General features: G+C 74.3%; 15 protein-coding genes. 3 read left to right on the top strand and 12 right to left on the bottom strand.

What is annotated here, in order from left to right; genetic code table 11:
- Window positions 1-109 precede the first annotated feature (109 nt).
- Window positions 110-1,261, bottom strand: coding sequence for an FAD-dependent oxidoreductase (locus F593_RS0105435; protein WP_169449152.1), 1,152 nt, complete (start codon window positions 1,259-1,261; stop codon window positions 110-112).
- 220 nt (window positions 1,262-1,481) lie between these two features.
- On the opposite strand from F593_RS0105435, the gene F593_RS0105430 reads away from it, so the two are divergent.
- On the top strand, window positions 1,482-3,026 hold the full coding sequence (locus F593_RS0105430; protein WP_022927741.1) for a flavin-containing monooxygenase: 1,545 nt from the start codon (window positions 1,482-1,484) through the stop codon (window positions 3,024-3,026).
- A 72-nt stretch (window positions 3,027-3,098) separates the two neighbouring features.
- Here F593_RS0105430 and F593_RS27820 read toward each other — a convergent pair whose 3' ends face one another.
- The 6 genes from F593_RS27820 to F593_RS0105400 all read right to left on the bottom strand — a co-directional run bounded on the left by F593_RS27820 (window position 3,099) and on the right by F593_RS0105400 (window position 8,073).
- Complete coding sequence (locus F593_RS27820; protein WP_022927740.1) at window positions 3,099-3,758, bottom strand: adenylate/guanylate cyclase domain-containing protein; 660 nt, start codon at window positions 3,756-3,758, stop codon at window positions 3,099-3,101.
- 198 nt (window positions 3,759-3,956) lie between these two features.
- Entirely contained in the window at window positions 3,957-4,436 is a 480-nt protein-coding gene (gene rsfS / locus F593_RS22665; RefSeq protein WP_022927739.1) for a ribosome silencing factor, read from the bottom strand.
- Window positions 4,433-5,044, bottom strand: coding sequence for a nicotinate (nicotinamide) nucleotide adenylyltransferase (gene nadD, locus F593_RS0105415; RefSeq protein ID WP_022927738.1), 612 nt, complete (start codon window positions 5,042-5,044; stop codon window positions 4,433-4,435). Before nadD ends, rsfS begins: the two co-directional genes overlap by 4 nt.
- A gap of 2 nt (window positions 5,045-5,046) precedes the next feature.
- Window positions 5,047-6,327, bottom strand: a complete 1,281-nt coding sequence (locus F593_RS0105410) for a glutamate-5-semialdehyde dehydrogenase (RefSeq protein WP_022927737.1) — start codon at window positions 6,325-6,327, stop codon at window positions 5,047-5,049.
- Window positions 6,328-6,370: 43 nt separating this feature from the next.
- Window positions 6,371-7,156, bottom strand: a complete 786-nt coding sequence (locus F593_RS0105405; RefSeq protein WP_022927736.1) for an ABC transporter permease subunit — start codon at window positions 7,154-7,156, stop codon at window positions 6,371-6,373.
- The gene (locus F593_RS0105400) at window positions 7,153-8,073 is read right to left on the bottom strand and encodes an ABC transporter ATP-binding protein (RefSeq protein WP_028721459.1); all 921 of its coding nucleotides are present in this window, start codon (window positions 8,071-8,073) and stop codon (window positions 7,153-7,155) included. Before F593_RS0105400 ends, F593_RS0105405 begins: the two co-directional genes overlap by 4 nt.
- A gap of 176 nt (window positions 8,074-8,249) precedes the next feature.
- Here F593_RS0105400 and F593_RS0105395 point away from each other — a divergent pair, with 176 nt between their 5' ends.
- A complete protein-coding gene (locus tag F593_RS0105395) occupies window positions 8,250-9,467 on the top strand; it encodes a sensor histidine kinase (RefSeq protein WP_051160446.1) in 1,218 nt (405 codons plus the stop codon).
- Window positions 9,464-10,147, top strand: a complete 684-nt coding sequence (locus tag F593_RS0105390; RefSeq protein ID WP_028721457.1) for a response regulator — start codon at window positions 9,464-9,466, stop codon at window positions 10,145-10,147. The genes F593_RS0105395 and F593_RS0105390 overlap by 4 nt, the downstream gene beginning before the upstream one ends.
- A gap of 23 nt (window positions 10,148-10,170) precedes the next feature.
- Here the strand turns inward: F593_RS0105390 and proB are convergent, their stop codons facing one another.
- The 5 genes from proB to F593_RS0105365 all read right to left on the bottom strand — a co-directional run bounded on the left by proB (window position 10,171) and on the right by F593_RS0105365 (window position 15,079).
- Window positions 10,171-11,265 carry a glutamate 5-kinase gene (gene proB / locus F593_RS0105385; RefSeq protein ID WP_022927732.1) on the bottom strand — a complete coding sequence of 365 codons (1,095 nt, stop codon included), beginning with the start codon at window positions 11,263-11,265 and terminating at the stop codon, window positions 10,171-10,173.
- Window positions 11,266-11,372: 107 nt separating this feature from the next.
- On the bottom strand, window positions 11,373-12,320 hold the full coding sequence (locus F593_RS0105380) for a glycine betaine ABC transporter substrate-binding protein (RefSeq protein WP_211216155.1): 948 nt from the start codon (window positions 12,318-12,320) through the stop codon (window positions 11,373-11,375).
- On the bottom strand, window positions 12,317-13,093 hold the full coding sequence (locus F593_RS22660; RefSeq protein WP_022927730.1) for an ABC transporter permease: 777 nt from the start codon (window positions 13,091-13,093) through the stop codon (window positions 12,317-12,319). Before F593_RS22660 ends, F593_RS0105380 begins: the two co-directional genes overlap by 4 nt.
- The gene (locus tag F593_RS22655) at window positions 13,090-14,418 is read right to left on the bottom strand and encodes a betaine/proline/choline family ABC transporter ATP-binding protein (RefSeq protein WP_022927729.1); all 1,329 of its coding nucleotides are present in this window, start codon (window positions 14,416-14,418) and stop codon (window positions 13,090-13,092) included. Before F593_RS22655 ends, F593_RS22660 begins: the two co-directional genes overlap by 4 nt.
- Window positions 14,411-15,079 carry an ABC transporter permease gene (locus F593_RS0105365; RefSeq protein WP_022927728.1) on the bottom strand — a complete coding sequence of 223 codons (669 nt, stop codon included), beginning with the start codon at window positions 15,077-15,079 and terminating at the stop codon, window positions 14,411-14,413. The genes F593_RS22655 and F593_RS0105365 overlap by 8 nt, the downstream gene beginning before the upstream one ends.
- Between the last annotated feature and the right edge of the window lie 156 nt (window positions 15,080-15,235).

Genomic DNA, 15,235 nt, shown 5'->3' with positions numbered 1-15,235 from the left:
CGTTCGCCAAACACCCTCGGCGGACGTTCTGCTCGGCCCGATGCCTCCCCCGCGTCCCGTCGCCCGACCGTCCGGCGCCCCGCTCACCTGCCGGGGCCCGCCCGCCGCGTCAGACCGTCTCCCGCTCCGCCAGGTACGAGGGCAGCCGCCCGCCCGCGATCTTGGACGGCGGCCACCACAGCGGCTCCCGCGAGACCTCGGTGTCGAAGCCGCCGACGACGGGGCGTGAGCGCAGGTAGAGCGTGCCCGCGCCGTCGAGCAGCGCGGCACGCAGCACGGCGGGCGCCGGGCCCTCGCTCGTGAGCGGCTCGAGGCCGAGGTGGCGGGCGACGTCGTCGGCCACGACGTCGGCCTGCTGCACCGCCAGCCCGCCCTGCTTGAGCGGGTGGGCGGCCACGTCGCCGGCGGCCCACACGCGGGTCTGCTCCGCCACGCGCCCGTCCGGGCCGACGGGCAGGAACCCGTGCTCGTCGCAGGGCAGCCCCGGGAGCGACGGCCCGCCGGGCCGTGCGAGCGCCACCGCGGCGTCGACGGGCGACGCGCCCTGGAGCGGCATCCACAGGTGTCCGTCGGCCACGGCGTCCGGCCAGGTCGACGTCTGCAGCTCGATGTCGTTGCGGTCCAGGAGCCCCTGCACGGCCGCGCCGAAGTCCGCGCCCGCGGCGACCATCGGGGCCTCCTCCGCCGTGACGACCGCGAGGCGCGTGGTGCCGGCGGGCGCCGCGTGGCGGAGCAGCAGCGCCAGCTCGTACGCCGGCAGCGACCAGAGGACCCCGGGCGGGACGACGACGGCGAGCCGCCCGACCTCGCCCGCCCGCACCCGGGCGACGAGCCGCGCCAGGGCCGGTTCGTCGTGGGGGTCCCCCAGGGTGAGCGCCCCGGACAGGCCCTCCTGGGGCACGGCGCCGGTGGCGACGACCAGCGCGTCGTACCCGATGCGGGCGCCGTGGGCCGTCCGGACCTCGTGGGCGTCGGCGTCCACGGCCGCCAGCCGGTCGCAGACGAGCCCGCCACCCTGCTCGGCGGCCATGCGGGCCAGGTCGACGGTCTGCGTCATGTCCGGCACCAGGCCCGCGTAGGCGGCCAGCGGCCGGTAGCGGAAGCGGGCGTGCGGGGCCAGCAGCGTCGGACGCAGCGCCCCGCCCGTGCGCTCCTTCAGCGCGAGCAGCGTCTCGAGCGCCGCGACGCCCCCGCCGACGACGAGCACGCGGGTGTGCGCCTTCGCGGGTCCGGCGGTCGCGGAGGGAGGGGTGCGATCCATGCGCTCGACGCTACGGACGAGCAGGCCCCGCGCCATCGGGACTCGACCCGGGCGGGCACCGTAGGGACTACGGAGCGTGCCCGGACGGCCGGCGACGCGACCGGGGAGCGCGGGTGCGGTCCGGCCCCGCCGCGCCCGCCACGCCGGGGCCTTCCCCCTCTGGCTACGATGGCGTAACCTACTCACCAGTAACCGGTCACCGAGCCCTAGGATCGCCCGCATGAGCACCACCGCCGCCTCGCCGCAGTCCCCCACCGCCGCGCCGTTGCCCGACGAGGTCCGCGTCGCCATCGTCGGCAGCGGCTTCTCCGGCCTCGGCATGGCCGTCGGCCTCCTCGAGGACGGCGAGCGGAACTTCGTGATCCTCGAGACCGCGGACGACATCGGCGGGACGTGGCGCGACAACGTCTACCCCGGGTGCGCGTGCGACGTCCCGTCCCACATGTACTCGTTCTCGTTCGCACCGAACCCGGACTGGTCGCGCTCCTTCGCCACGCAGCCCGAGATCTGGGCCTACCAGCAGAAGGTCGTCGAGCGGTTCGGGCTTCGCCCCTACGTGCGCACCCGCGCCGAGGTCACCTCGGCGACGTGGCACGAGGACGAGCAGCGCTGGCACGTCGAGACCCCACGGGGCAGCCTGCGCGCCCAGTTCCTCGTCGCCGGCACGGGCCCCCTGTGCGAGCCGAAGTACCCCGACCTCCCCGGCCTCGACACCTTCGAGGGCACCGTCTTCCACTCCGCCCGCTGGCGGCACGACCACGACCTGACGGGCGAGCGGATCGCGGTCATCGGCACGGGTGCCTCGGCGATCCAGTTCGTGCCGAAGATCCAGCCGCAGGCGCAGTCGCTCGTGCTCTTCCAGCGCACGCCGCCGTGGGTCCTCCCCCGCCCCGACCGCCCGATCACGCGGTTCGAGCGGTTCCTCTTCCGCCGCCTGCCGTTCACGCAGCGCCTGGCGCGCCTCGGGGTCTACCTGACGCGCGAGAGCTTCGTCCTCTCCTTCAACCACGTCGGCGCGCTGCGCGGCCTGCCCCGCCAGGTCGGCCTGGCCCACCTCAAGCGCTCCATCCCGCACGACGAGGCGCTGCGCGCCAAGCTCACGCCGGACTACCAGGTGGGCTGCAAGCGGGTCCTGATCTCGAACGACTACCTGCCGGCGCTGGGCGCGCCGAACGCCGACGTCGTCACGAGCGGCATCCGCGAGGTCCGCCCGCACTCCATCGTCGACCACGACGGCGTGGAGCACGAGGTCGACACGATCATCCACGGCACCGGCTTCCACGTGACGGACCAGCCGATCGCGGAGCGCCTGCGCGGCGCCGACGGCCGCCTGCTCGCCGAGCACTGGCAGCAGGGCATGGAGGCCTACCGGGGCACGACGATCGAGGGCTTCCCCAACCTCTTCATGCTCGTCGGCCCGAACACGGGGCTCGGCCACAACTCGATCATCTACATGATCGAGTCGCAGGTCCGGTACGTGCGCGACGCCCTGCGCCGCGCGCGGCAGGGCCGGTTCGCCGCGTTCACGCCCAAGCCCGCGGCGGTGCAGGCCGACAACGACGAGGTCCAGCGCCGGCTGCAGGGCACGGTGTGGACCGAGGGTGGCTGCGCGTCCTGGTACATGGACGCCCGGGGGCGCAACACGACGCTCTGGCCCGACTTCACGTTCCTCTACCGCCGCCGCGTCGCCCGCTTCGACGAGGAGCAGTACGAGACGACGCCGGTCCGCCGGCGCGAGATCGAGCGCGAAACCGTCGGGGTCTGACCGGGCCCGCGCCCGGCTGGTCGGGCTGGTCGGCCGGGGTGGCCGGCTACCGCCGTCGGCGGGCCGCGTCGCTCAGGCGGCGCGGTGCACGCGGCGGCCGGCGGCGCGACCCCAGTGCTCGGCGCACTCCGCCGAGCAGAAGCAGCGCAGCTCCGGGCCGTGCTCGCCCGTCGGGGAGACGGCCACGGACGGGTCCACGGGCATGCCGCAGACCGGGTCCATCACGGGCTGGGTGTCGGGCGTCAGCAGCACGTCGACCTCGTGGACCGCGAGCGGTTTCGACAACCCCGGCACGTCGACGAGGCCGTAGGGGCGCGTCGTGGCCCACGGGGGCACCGTCGCGTCCGGGTGCTCCGCCATCAGGATCTGTCCCGGGCCGGCGCGGTCGCAGAGGCGCGCGGCGGCGTTGATGACGGCGCCCACGTAGTCGTCGCCGTCGAAGACGAGGACGTCGCCGCGGCAGATGCCGGTGCGGACGCTGAGCGGACTGGCGCCGCCGAGGTGGTGGCGGATCTCGAGCGTCGCGGCGGCGATCGACCCGCGGTCGCCGCTGGCCAGCATCACGCCGTCGCCGAGCCACTTCATCACGCGCACACCACGGCGGTCGGCGGCGCGACGCACGACGGAGCGCATCATCGAGAGGACGGAGACGGCCTCCTCGTCCCCGTTGAGCTCGGTGTACGCGCTGAACCCGCAGAGGTCCAGGAACGCGAAGCAGCGGTCGACCCTCACGGTGCGGCGGCCGGCCGGCCGTGGGGGGTCAGATCGAGCATGACGGGTCTCCGAGCACCCCATGATGACACGCCGGCTTCTGTGTCGCAGCACACACCAGCCGATCGGCGGGGGTCGTTCGTCGACGGCCCCGGGGGACCGGTTGCGCCGCCTGCGCCGGTCGGCGGAGGCGACGGCGGTCGCCCGCCGCGACCGGGCTCAGCCGTCGAGCGGCTCGGCGTCGGCCGTGGCCGTCTCGTCCGTGGACCCGCCCTCGAGCAGGTCGGCCACGTCGAAGCGCGGGCGGTCGCCCCAGAGGGACTCCAGCCGGTAGAAGGCGCGGGTCTCCGGGACGAAGACGTGCACGACGAGGTCGCCGTAGTCCATGAGGATCCAGCGGGCCTCCTGGACGCCCTCCACGCGGCGCGGCAGCAGCCGCTCGCCGTCGTGCTTCATGCCCTCGTGGACGCTGTCGTGGATCGCCTTCGCCTGGCGGTCCGTGCGGCCCGTGCAGATCACGAACGCGTCCGTGTAGGCCGAGGCTCCGCGCAGGTCGACGGTGACGACGTCGAGCGCCTTGCGGTCCGCGACGAGGGTCACGACGCGCCGGACGAGCGCCTCGAGCTCGGGGTCCGGGGGCAGGACCTCATCGGTGGCGTCCGGGGACGCGTTCTGGGTGATGTACGTACGCTTGCTCATTCGCTCTGCCCCCCACGGTAGAGCCCCAGGAGGTCGATGCGCGCTTCGACCTCCGGCGGGACGAGGTGACGGACCGTCCGCCCGGCCCGCACGCGGGCCCGGATCAGCGTCGAGGACAGCTCGAGCGCCGGCATCGCGAAGGGCAGCAACCGGTCCGGATGACCCAGCTTCGTCAGGGTCTCCAGCGCCCGCTCGTGGGTGTCCCGCCCCCGCTCCGCGACGCCGATCGCCGCGAACCGGAGGATGTCCTTCGGGCGGTGCCACGACGCCAGCCCGGCGGCCGCGTCACCGCCGAGGAGCAGCACGTACTCCGCGTCGGGGTGGCGCTCCTGCAGCTCGACCAGCGTGTCGGCGGTGTAGGACGGGCCCTCGCGGTGCAGCTCGACGTCGCAGACCCCGATCCGCCCCTCCTCACCGGCCACGGCGGCCCGGCAGAGCCGCAGGCGCTCGTCGGGCCCCGGGTCGCCGTCGACGACCTTGTGCGGGGGTCGGGCGGCGAGGACGAGCAGCACCTCGTCGAGTCCGAGCGCGTCGCGGGCGCACTCCGCGAGCACGAGGTGGCCCAGGTGCGGCGGGTTGAACGTCCCGCCCAGCAGCCCGACCCGCACGCTCAGCCGCGCACGTGGCCGTCGCCGCGCACGAGGTAGCGGTACGTCGTCAGCTCGCGCAGGCCGATCGGGCCGCGGGCGTGCAGCTTCTGCGTCGAGATCCCGATCTCGGCGCCCATGCCGAACTCCGCGCCGTCCGTGAACCGCGTGGACGCGTTGACGTAGACGGCGGCGGAGGACACGCTGCGCTCGAACGCCCGGATCGCGCCGGCGTCGCGCGAGACGATCGCGTCGCTGTGGCCCGATCCGTGGGCCTCGATGTGGTCGATCGCCGCCCACACGTCGTCCACCAGGCGCACGCCGAGGATGAGCGCGAGGTGCTCCGTGTCCCAGTCCTCGTCCGTGGCGGGGACCACCGCGGCGCCGCGGTCCTCCACGAACGGGAGCGCCTCGGCGTGGGGCCGCAGCTCGACGCCGCGGGCCCCGAGCCGCTCGGCCATCGCGGGCAGGAACGCCTCGGCGACGTGCCGGTGGACGAGCACGGTCTCCGCGGCATTGCAGGCGCTCGGGCGCTGGACCTTCGAGTTCTCGACGATCGCGAGGGCCTGGTCCAGGTCGGCCTCGGCGTCCACGTAGACGTGCCCGATGCCGGCGGCGGCGAAAATCACCGGCACCGTGGCGACGCCCTTCAGCGCGCGCTTCAGGCCGTCGCCGCCGCGGGGCACGATGAGGTCGACGTAGCGGTCCTGCGTGGCCAGCTCCGTCAGCTCGTCGCGCCCGCCGCCCGACACGAGGCCGATGGCCCCCTCCGGCACGCCCGCCGCGGCGGCCGCCTCCGAGGCCACGGTGGCGAGGACCCGGTTGGAGTGCAGGGCGCTGGAGGAGCCGCGCAGCACGATCGCGTTGCCGCTCTTCAGCGTCAGGGCGACGGCGTCGATCGTGACGTTCGGGCGCGCCTCGTAGACGACCGCGACGACGCCGAGCGGGATCCGCTGGCGCTGGACGTCGAGGCCGTTGGGCAGGCGGTAGCCCTCGATCGTCTCGCCGACGGGGTCGCGCAGCGCGATCACGTCGCGGACGCCCCGGACCATCCCCTGGAGCCGCGCCTCGTCGAGCCGCAGGCGGTCCATGAGCGCGGTGGAGAGGCCCGACTCGCGGCCCGCCTCGAGGTCCAGCGCGTTGGCGGCGAGGATCTCGGCCGACCGGGCCGTGATCGCGTCGGCGATCGCGCCGAGCGCCCGGTCCTTCGTCGCCGTGTCGAGCGCCGCGAGCCGGCGGCCCGCGTCGCGGGCCTGCCGGCAGACGTCGGCGACGGAGGGGACCTCGACGCTGGTGGTGGCCATGCGTCCCACTCTAGCCCGTCGTCCCGACCGTCCCCTCGCGGCGCTACTTCACCTCGCGGCGCAGCGTGCGGACCACGCCGACGGCCAGTGGGATCGCGATCCACAGGACGCAGGAGACCGCGAACTTGCCCCAGTCCCCCGCGGCCAGCGTCTCGGTGGGCATCCGCTCGAGCGCCTGGTTCGGGTCGAGCCACTGCCACGCGTCGTCGAGCCCCGGGACGAGCTCCCCGACGACGGAGAACGCGATCGGCAGGGCGAAGTACGCGACGATCGCCGCCGCCGGGTTCGCGAGGACGAGTCCGAAGGCCATCGCCCACAGCACGCCGACCTCGAGCGCGAGGAACCCTTGGCCGACGACGGCGCCCGAGGCGTCCCAGGCGTCGGGAGCCCCGGACGACGACGCGAGCACGGCCCCGAGGCACGACAGCCCGAAGGCGACGACGAGCGCGGCGAGGCCGAGCAGCAGGGCGGCCAGGACCTTCGCGGCGACCACGCGCCCCCGGCGCGGCACGAGCGCGAACGTCGTCAGGGCCGTGCGCTGCGACCACTCGCCCGTGGCCGTCAGGATGCCGACCACCGGCAGGAAGACGCTGAGGGGGAGCATCTGCAGCGCGAAGATGTCGCCCAGGGTGCGGTCGGCGTCGCTGCCGAGCAGGCCGCCCAGGACGGCGACGAGCAACGCGATCCCCGCGGTGATCCCGAGCAGCCAGCGGCCGGCGCGGGTGTCCGTGGCCTTGCGCAGCTCGACGCGGACGAGGAGGCCGAGCGAGGGCCCGCTCGTCCGCGGGGTGGTGCGCCCGGCGGGCGCGGTGACGGTCGCGGTGCTCATGCGGCCACCTCCTGGGCCGTCGACGCGGACGCCGCCGGGTCGGGGCTCGAGGTCAGGGAGAGGAAGAGGTCCTCGAGGCCCGCGCGCTCGGCGACCCGGAGCTCGACGAGGGGGACGCCGGCGTCGGCCGCCGCGCGGCCGACGGCCTCGGCGGTGCCGTCGACGAGCTGCCCGCCCTCCGCCGTGGGCGTCGACGGCAGGCCGGCCGCGGCGAGCGCGCGGCGCAGTGCGGTGGGTTCGGGCGAGCGCACCACGACGCCACCGCGGCTCAGGAGCTCGTCCACGGTGCCCTGCGCGACGATCCGGCCGCCGGAGACGACGGCGAGGTGGTCCGCCACCGCCTCGACCTCGTGCAGGAGGTGCGAGGACAGGAGCACGGTGCCGCCCCCGTCGGCGAAGTCGCGCAGGAGGCGGCGCATCCAGCGGATCCCCTCGGGGTCCAGCCCGTTGGCGGGCTCGTCGAGGATGAGGATGCGCGGGTCGCCGAGCAGCGCGTGGGCGAGCCCGAGGCGCTGCCGCATGCCGAGGGAGTAATCGCCCGTCCGGCGGCGGGCCGCGGTGGCGTCGAGGCCGACGGTCGCCAGGACCTCCTCGACGCGGGTCCGGGGCAGGCCGAGGACCATCGCCGAGAGCGTCAGGACCTCCCGCCCCGTGCGCCCGGCGTGCTGGGCGCTCGCGTCGAGCAGGACGCCGACGGTGCGGCCCGGGTCGGGGAGCTCCGCGTAGGGCACGCCGTCCACGGTGGCGTGCCCGCTGGTGGGGATCGTCAACCCGCAGATCATGCGCATCGTGGTGGACTTGCCGGCGCCGTTGGGCCCGAGGAACCCGGTGACGGTGCCGGGCTCGCAGCGCAGGTCGACGTCCTGCACCGCCGCGTGGGTGCCGTAGCGCTTCGTCAACTGCTCGCAGAGGATCACGGGGACCAGCCTGCCCGCGGGCCCCCGGCCCCACATCGGCCGAGGGTCTGCCCCGCCATCGACCTCCGGCCGTGGTGCGTCCGCCGTCCGGACCGTACGCTCGTCCCGTGGTCAGCACGACGTCTCCCCCGCTCCCCGTCTCCCGGTGGTCACGGGCCCGCGCGTTCCTCCCGTCCCTGCTCCTGGACGGCGCGGCCGAGGACGGCGCGCAACGGCCCGCGCGCCGGAGCGCCCGGGACTGGTTCGTCGACGTCGTGGCGTTCGTGCTGGCGGCCGGGTTCGCCGGCGCGTCCTTCGCCACGACGTTCCCCGAGGGCCCGAGCGGCGACGCGCTCGCCGTCGTCGACCTCGTCGCGGGCGTCGCCTTCCTGGTGGCGATGTGGTGGCGCCGGCGGTGGCCCGTCGCCCTCGCGCTGGCGACGGTGCCCTTCGGGGCGTTCGCGGCGTCGACGGGGGGCCCGTCCATCGTGCTCCTGTTCTCGTTGGCCGTCCACCGGCCGTTCCGGGTCGTGGCGGCCGTCACGCTCCTGCAGCTCGCGGGGCTCGTCCCGTTCTTCCGGATCCACCCCGACCCCGAGATGAGCTATTGGTCGGCGATCGTCGTCGTCTCCGCCCTGATCGTCGCGGTGACGGCCTGGGGCGTGGTGGTGCGCTCGCGCCGCCAGCTCCTGTCCTCGCTGCGGGAGCGGGCGGAGCGGGCCGAGCGCGAGCAGAGCCTGCTCGTGGACCAGGCGCGCCAGGCCGAGCGCGCCCGCATCGCCCGCGAGATGCACGACGCCCTCGCCCACCGGATCTCGCTGCTCAGCATGCACGCGGGAGCGCTCGAGTTCCGCCCGGACGCGTCCCCGGCCGACGTCGGGCGCGCCGCCGGCGTCATCCGCGCCAGCGCCCACGAGGCGCTCGAGGACCTGCGCGAGGTCATCGGCGTGCTCCGCCACACGGAGATCCCCGACGGGCAGCCCGCCCCGGAGCGCCCGCAGCCGACCCTCTGCGACGTCCCGGCGCTGCTCCAGGAGTCCCGCGCCGCCGGCATGCGGGTCGACGGCGACGTGACCGTCGACGCGCCGGAGGACGTGCCGCGCAGCCTCGGCCGCAACGCCTACCGAGTCGTCCAGGAGGGCCTGACGAACGTCCGCAAGCACGCCGCCGGCACGCGGGCGCGGGTCGCGGTGACCGGCTCCCCGACCGACGGCCTCACCGTCGAGGTGCGCAACGCCGCCCCCGTCGGCGGCACGAACGGCTCCTCCGAGGGGCCGGCGCTCCCCGGCGCGGGCACCGGGATCGTCGGTCTGGCGGAGCGGACCACGCTCGCCGGCGGGCGCCTCGAGCACGGCCACACCGGGGACGGCGGCTTCGTGCTGCGCGCGTGGATGCCGTGGGGGACGACGGCATGAGCGCGCCCGCCGCCGTGCCCGTGCGCGTGCTGCTCGTCGACGACGACCCGCTCGTCCGCTCTGCGCTGACCCTCATGCTCGACGGCGCCCCGGGGGTGCGCGTCGTCGGCGAGGCCGCCGACGGCGCCGAGGTGCCCGAGGCACTGCACGCCCACTCCCCCGACGTCGTCCTCATGGACCTGCGGATGCCGCGCGTCGACGGTGTGGCCGCGACCCGCACGGCCCGGGAGCACGCCGCCCGCACGGGCGGGCGCCCGGAGGTGATCGTGCTGACGACCTTCGACACGGACGACCACGTTCTCGACGCGCTGCGGGCGGGCGCGGCGGGGTTCCTGCTCAAGGACACGCCGCCGGCGGAGATCGTGCGGGCGATCGGGCTCGTCGCCGCGGGCGAGGGCATGCTCTCGCCCACCGTCACGAAGCGCCTGATCGCCCACGTCGCGGACGCGTCCGCCCACGACCGCCGCAGGAGCGCGTCCGGGCGGCTCGACGACCTCACCGAGCGCGAGCTCCAGGTCGCGATCGCGCTGGGCCGCGGGGCCTCGAACGCGGAGATCGGCGCCGAGCTGCACATGAGCGTCGCGACGGTGAAGGCCCACGTCTCGCGCCTGCTGCAGAAGCTCGACCTCACCAACCGGGTGCAGGTCGCGCTGCTCGTGCACGACGCCGGCCTGACGTAGCGTCGAGACGCCGCCCGCGGCCGCTAGAGGACGACGAGGCGGTCGCGGTGGACCGCCTCCTCCGGGGCCTGCGGGAGCAGCTCGCGCACGCGCTCGGTGCGCTCGCCCTGCACGAGCCGCAGGGCGCCCGAGGCGTAGCCCGAGATGCCCTTGGCGACGACGACGCCGCCGCAGGCCACGTCGACCGCGTCGCCGGCCCGGAAGTCGCCCGTCACGCCCACGACGCCCACGGGCAACAGCGACGTGGCGTCGCGCTGCAGGGCCCGGCGGGCGCCCTCGTCGACCTCGATCGTGCCTCGCGCCTGTTTCGCGTGGCGCAGCCAGAGCTTGAAGCTCGACCACCGGGCGGGGCCGGCGACGAACGCCGTGCCCTCGTCCTCGCCGGCCAGCACGCGGCCGAGCGCCTCGGGGCGCAGGCCGGAGGCGACGACGGTCGGGATCCCGGCCGAGGCCGCCACGTCGGCGGCCAGCGCCTTCGAGCGCATCCCGCCCGTGCCGAGGGTGGACGTGGTGGCCCCGACGTCGTTGTCGGCGAGCGCCCGCTCCACGTCGTGGATCTCGCGCACGAGCGTGGCGGCGGGGTCGACGCGCGGGTCGGCGGAGAAGAGGCCGTCCGTCGACGTCAGCAGCACGAGCCGGTCGGCGCCGAGCATCATCGCGACCTGTGCCGCGAGCAGGTCGTTGTCGCCGAAGGAGATCTCTTCCGTCGTCGTGGTGTCGTTCTCGTTGATGACGGGCACCGTGCCGAGCTCGACGAGCTTGGCCAGGGTGCGCCGGGCGTTGACGAACGCCTCGCGGTCGCCGAGGTCGTAGCGGGTGAGCAGCACCTGGGCGGCGGTGAGCCCCTCGGCGGCGAAGCGGTCGTCCCACTGGCGGAAGAGGCGACCCTGGCCCACGGCGCTGGCGGCCTGCAGCGCGTCGGTCCCCGTCGGGCGCGCGGCCAGCCCGAGCTCGCGGACGCCGCGGGCGATCGCGCCGCTCGAGACGACGACGAACCGCTCGCCGCCGCGGTGGCGACCGGCGAGGGTGGCGCAGAGGGCGGCGATGCCCTCGGCGCGCAGCGACCCGTCGTCGTGCACGACGACGCTCGAGCCGAGCTTGATGACGGTCAGGGACATCGGGCGTCAGGGTAGTCGCCGCACGGCGGCGGATGCGGTCCCCGCCCGGCCGGGGCGGGGCGGGCGGAGGGTTCGAACCCTCGGCCCGCGGCCCGCGGGCCGGGTCCTCAGTCCTTCGGGATCAGGCCCTCGTCCTGCAGCCACTCGCGCGCGACCTTGTCGGGCAGCACGCCCTCGATGTCGACGCGCCCGTTGAGCCGCTGCATCGTCTTCGTGGTCAGGCGCCGCGCGACGGGCTCCATGATGCGCTCGATCTGCGGGTGCTTCCCGAGCACCTCGGTGCGGATGTTCAGCGCGGCCTGGTAGATCGGGAAGAACTTCTTGTCGTCCTCGAGCGTCAAGAGGTCCAGGTTCTGGATCCGGCCGTCCGTCGTGAAGACCTCGCCGAAGGTGCAGGTCCCGTTGCCGGTCTGGGAGTAGATGAGGCCGGTGTCCAGGCGCTTCGTGTTGTCGCGGGTGAACTTCAGCCCGTACGTCTTCTGCAGGCCGGGGAGGCCGTCGGGGCGGTTGGCGAACTCGGACTCGACGCAGAGCGTGAGGTCCTTGCCCTTCGGGCTCGCGACGAGCTCCTTGAGGTCGCTGAGCTTCGTGATGCCCAGCTCCTCCGCCTTCGAGCGCTTGATCGCCAGGGCGTAGGTGTTGTTCAGCGGGGCGGGGTCGATCCAGGAGAGGCCGTTCTCCTCCTCGTCCTGCTTCTTCACCGCCTCGAACTGCGCCTTGGTCTCGGCGATCGGCTTCGCGTTGCCGAGGTACGTGATCCAGGCGGTGCCCGTGTACTCCCAGTTCGCGTCGATGTCGCCGCGCTCGATGGAGCTGCGCACGGCCTGGGACGAGACGAGGCCCGTCTGGTCCCAGACGTCGGCGCCCTGGGAGCGCAGGTACTGCACGGCGATCTGGCCGAGCACCTTCTGCTCCGTGAAGTCCTTCGAGCCGAAGGCGATCTGGGCGCCCTTCAGCGGCCCCTCGCCGCCGCCGCTGTACTGGGCGCCGCACCCCGCCAGCGCGGGGATCAGCGCAGCGGCCGCCGCCAGGGACACGATCCGTCGACGCATCATGCGCTCTCTCCCCGCAGGCCCTTGGGGCTCATGTAGCGCTCCGCCAGCCCGGCGATCCAGTCGATGAGGACGGCGAGCAGCGCGGCCGTCACGGCACCCGTCAGGAGCACGGCGTCGCGCTGGTTCTTGATGCCGTCGTTGATGATGTTGCCCAGACCGCCGCCGTTGATGAACGTCGCGAGCGTGGCGGTGCCGACGAGCAGCACGAGGGCCGTGCGCACGCCGGAGAGGATGATCGGGACGGCGAGCGGCAGCTCGACCCGCGTGAGCACCTGGGCCCGCGAGAAGCCCTGGCCACGGGCCGCGTCGACGAGGCCCGGGTCCACGTTGCGGATCCCCTCGACGGTGTTGCGCATGACGGGCAGCACGGCGTAGAGCGTCAGGCCCGCGTACGGGACCCAGCCCTTGAGGTCGAAGATCGCCACGAGCAGCACGAACACGCCGATGACCGGCGCGGCCTGGCCGGCGCTGAAGATGCCGTTGAGCAGCAGGCTGACGATCTTGGAGCGCGTGCGGGTCAGGACGATGCCCAGCGGGATCCCGATCAACAGCACGAGCACGGCCGAGATGCCGACGAGCCGCAGGTGCCGGAGCAGCGCGTCGATCACCTTGGAGTCGAACGCGTGGGCGCTCGTGGCGCCCTCCGCGTCCGTCAGGGCCGTGACCGACAGTGGGTCGGTCTGCTTGCCGATCGCGACGTAGAGCACCACGAGCGCGATCGCGACGACGACCGGCGTGGCGAAGAGGCGGACCGCCGTGGGAACGCGGGTCACGCGTCGTCCCCGGACATCGCGGCCGCCTGGCGCGCCTGCTCCGCCTCGATCTCGCGGCGGTCGATCTCGCCCGTGATCTCGGCGAGCGTCTGCACCGGCGTGGCGTCCGCCTGCTCGGCGACGGGCTTCGTGTGGATCGCCTCGAGCGCGGCGGTGACCTGGTCGAGCCGGACGACGCCGAGGTAGGCGCCCCGGTCGTCGACGGCGGGGACGACGCCCGTGCCGGAGCTCAGCATCTCGTCCATCGCGTCGTGCAGCGTGGTGGTCGCCATGACGACGCCGGAGACGGCCTGGCCCACGTGCTGCGGCTGGCCCGGGCGGTCGCCGAGCTCGTCCGTGTGCAGCCAGCGCTGCGGACGACGCTGGTCGTCGAGCAGCAGCGCGTAGTCGCGCTGGCTCGCCTGGAGCTGGCGGATGATCGTGTCGTAGCCCTCGCCCTGCGTGAACGCGGGGTACGGCTCGAGCTCGAGGTCCTCCACCCGCACCAGGTGCAGGCGCTTGACCGCGGCGCCGCCGCCGATGAACGCGCGGACGTAGCGGTCGGCGGGCTCGGCGAGGATCTCGTCGGGCGGGCCGGCCTGCGCGATGCGCGAGCGCTCCTTCAGCACGACGACGCGGTCGCCGAGCTTGATGGCCTCGTCGATGTCGTGGGTGACGAACACGATCGTCTTGCGGACCCGGCGCTGGATCTTGAGCAGCTCGGACTGCAGGCGGTCGCGCGTGATCGGGTCGAGCGCGCCGAACGGCTCGTCCATGAGCAGGATCGGCGGGTCGGCCGCGAGCGCGCGGGCGACGCCGACGCGCTGCTGCTGGCCGCCGGAGAGCTCACGCGGGAAGCGCCCGGCGAACTCGCCCTCGTCCAGGCCGACGAGCTCGAACAGCTCCGTGGAGCGCTCCGCGATGCGGTCGCGCTTCCAGCCGAGCAGCCGCGGGACGGTCTCGATGTTCTGGCGCACGGTCAGGTGCGGCAGCAGCCCGGCCTGCTGGACGACGTAGCCGATGTGGCGGCGCAGGTCGTCCGGCTTCATCTCGGCCGCGTCCTCGCCGCCGATCAGGATCCGGCCGCCCGTGGGACGGACGAGGCGGTTGATCATCCGCATCGTCGTCGTCTTGCCGCAGCCCGAGGGGCCGACGAAGACGACGATCTGTCCCGCGGGGATCGTCAGCGAGAAGTCCTCGACGGCCGGGTTCGGGCTGCCGGGGTAGCGCTTCGTGACCGACTGCAGGTCGATCTCGACGGCGTTGCCCGTGGACATCGCCTCGCGGAGGGTCTGCGTGGCGCCGGAGCGATCGGAGCTCGGCACGGCGGTGGAGGTGTCAGGCACGGATCCCCTTCGAGATGGTTGCGCGACCGAGGAGCGCCAGGAGGGCGTCGAAGATCAGCGCGATGATGATGACGCCGAGGGTCCCCACGACGATCTGGTTCGTGGCGTTGGCGCCGCCGAGCTGCGAGAGCCCGGAGAAGATGAACGTCCCCAGGCCGGGGCCGTTGACGTAGGCGGCGATGGCCGCGATGCCCACGACGAGCTGCGTCGCGGTGCGCAGGCCGGCCAGGATCACCGGCCACGCGATCGGCAACTCCACACGGACGAGCCGGCGCGTCGTCGACATGCCGAGGCCGCGGGCGCTGTCGAGCACCATCGCGTCGACCTCGCGCAGCCCGGTGATCGTGTTGCGCACGATCGGCAGCAGCGCGTACATGACGAGGGCGATGACGACCGGCGTCACGCCCAGGCCGAGCACGGCCAGTAGCACGCCGAGCAGCGCGAAGGACGGGAACGTCAGGAAGAGCCCCGCGACCGTGAGCGTCACGGACGACGCCACCGGTGAGCGGTACGTGATGACGCCGAGGCCGATCCCGAGCACCGTGGCGATGGCCATGGAGAGCGCGACGACCCACACGTGGCCCCACGCGAGCTGCAGGACGGAGTCGGAGTTGTCCCCGACGTACTCGAAGAAGCTCGATGCGACCGGTGGTACGAACACTGGAGGGGACGGTAGCCGATGTCGCAGACGCACGGCGTGTTGCCCGTTGCGCAACCCCGTCGGTGAAGTCGTCCACGGCGCGACCGCGAGCGACCCCGGCGGGGGCGCCGGCGCTCCACCGCCGGGGCCGCCCGCCCCCACGGAGGGCGGCCGTCC

Source organism: Patulibacter americanus DSM 16676, assembly GCF_000420025.1.
In the GTDB taxonomy this organism is placed as follows: Bacteria; Actinomycetota; Thermoleophilia; order Solirubrobacterales; family Solirubrobacteraceae; genus Patulibacter; species Patulibacter americanus.
This window is presented reverse-complemented; position numbering and strand designations above follow the sequence as displayed.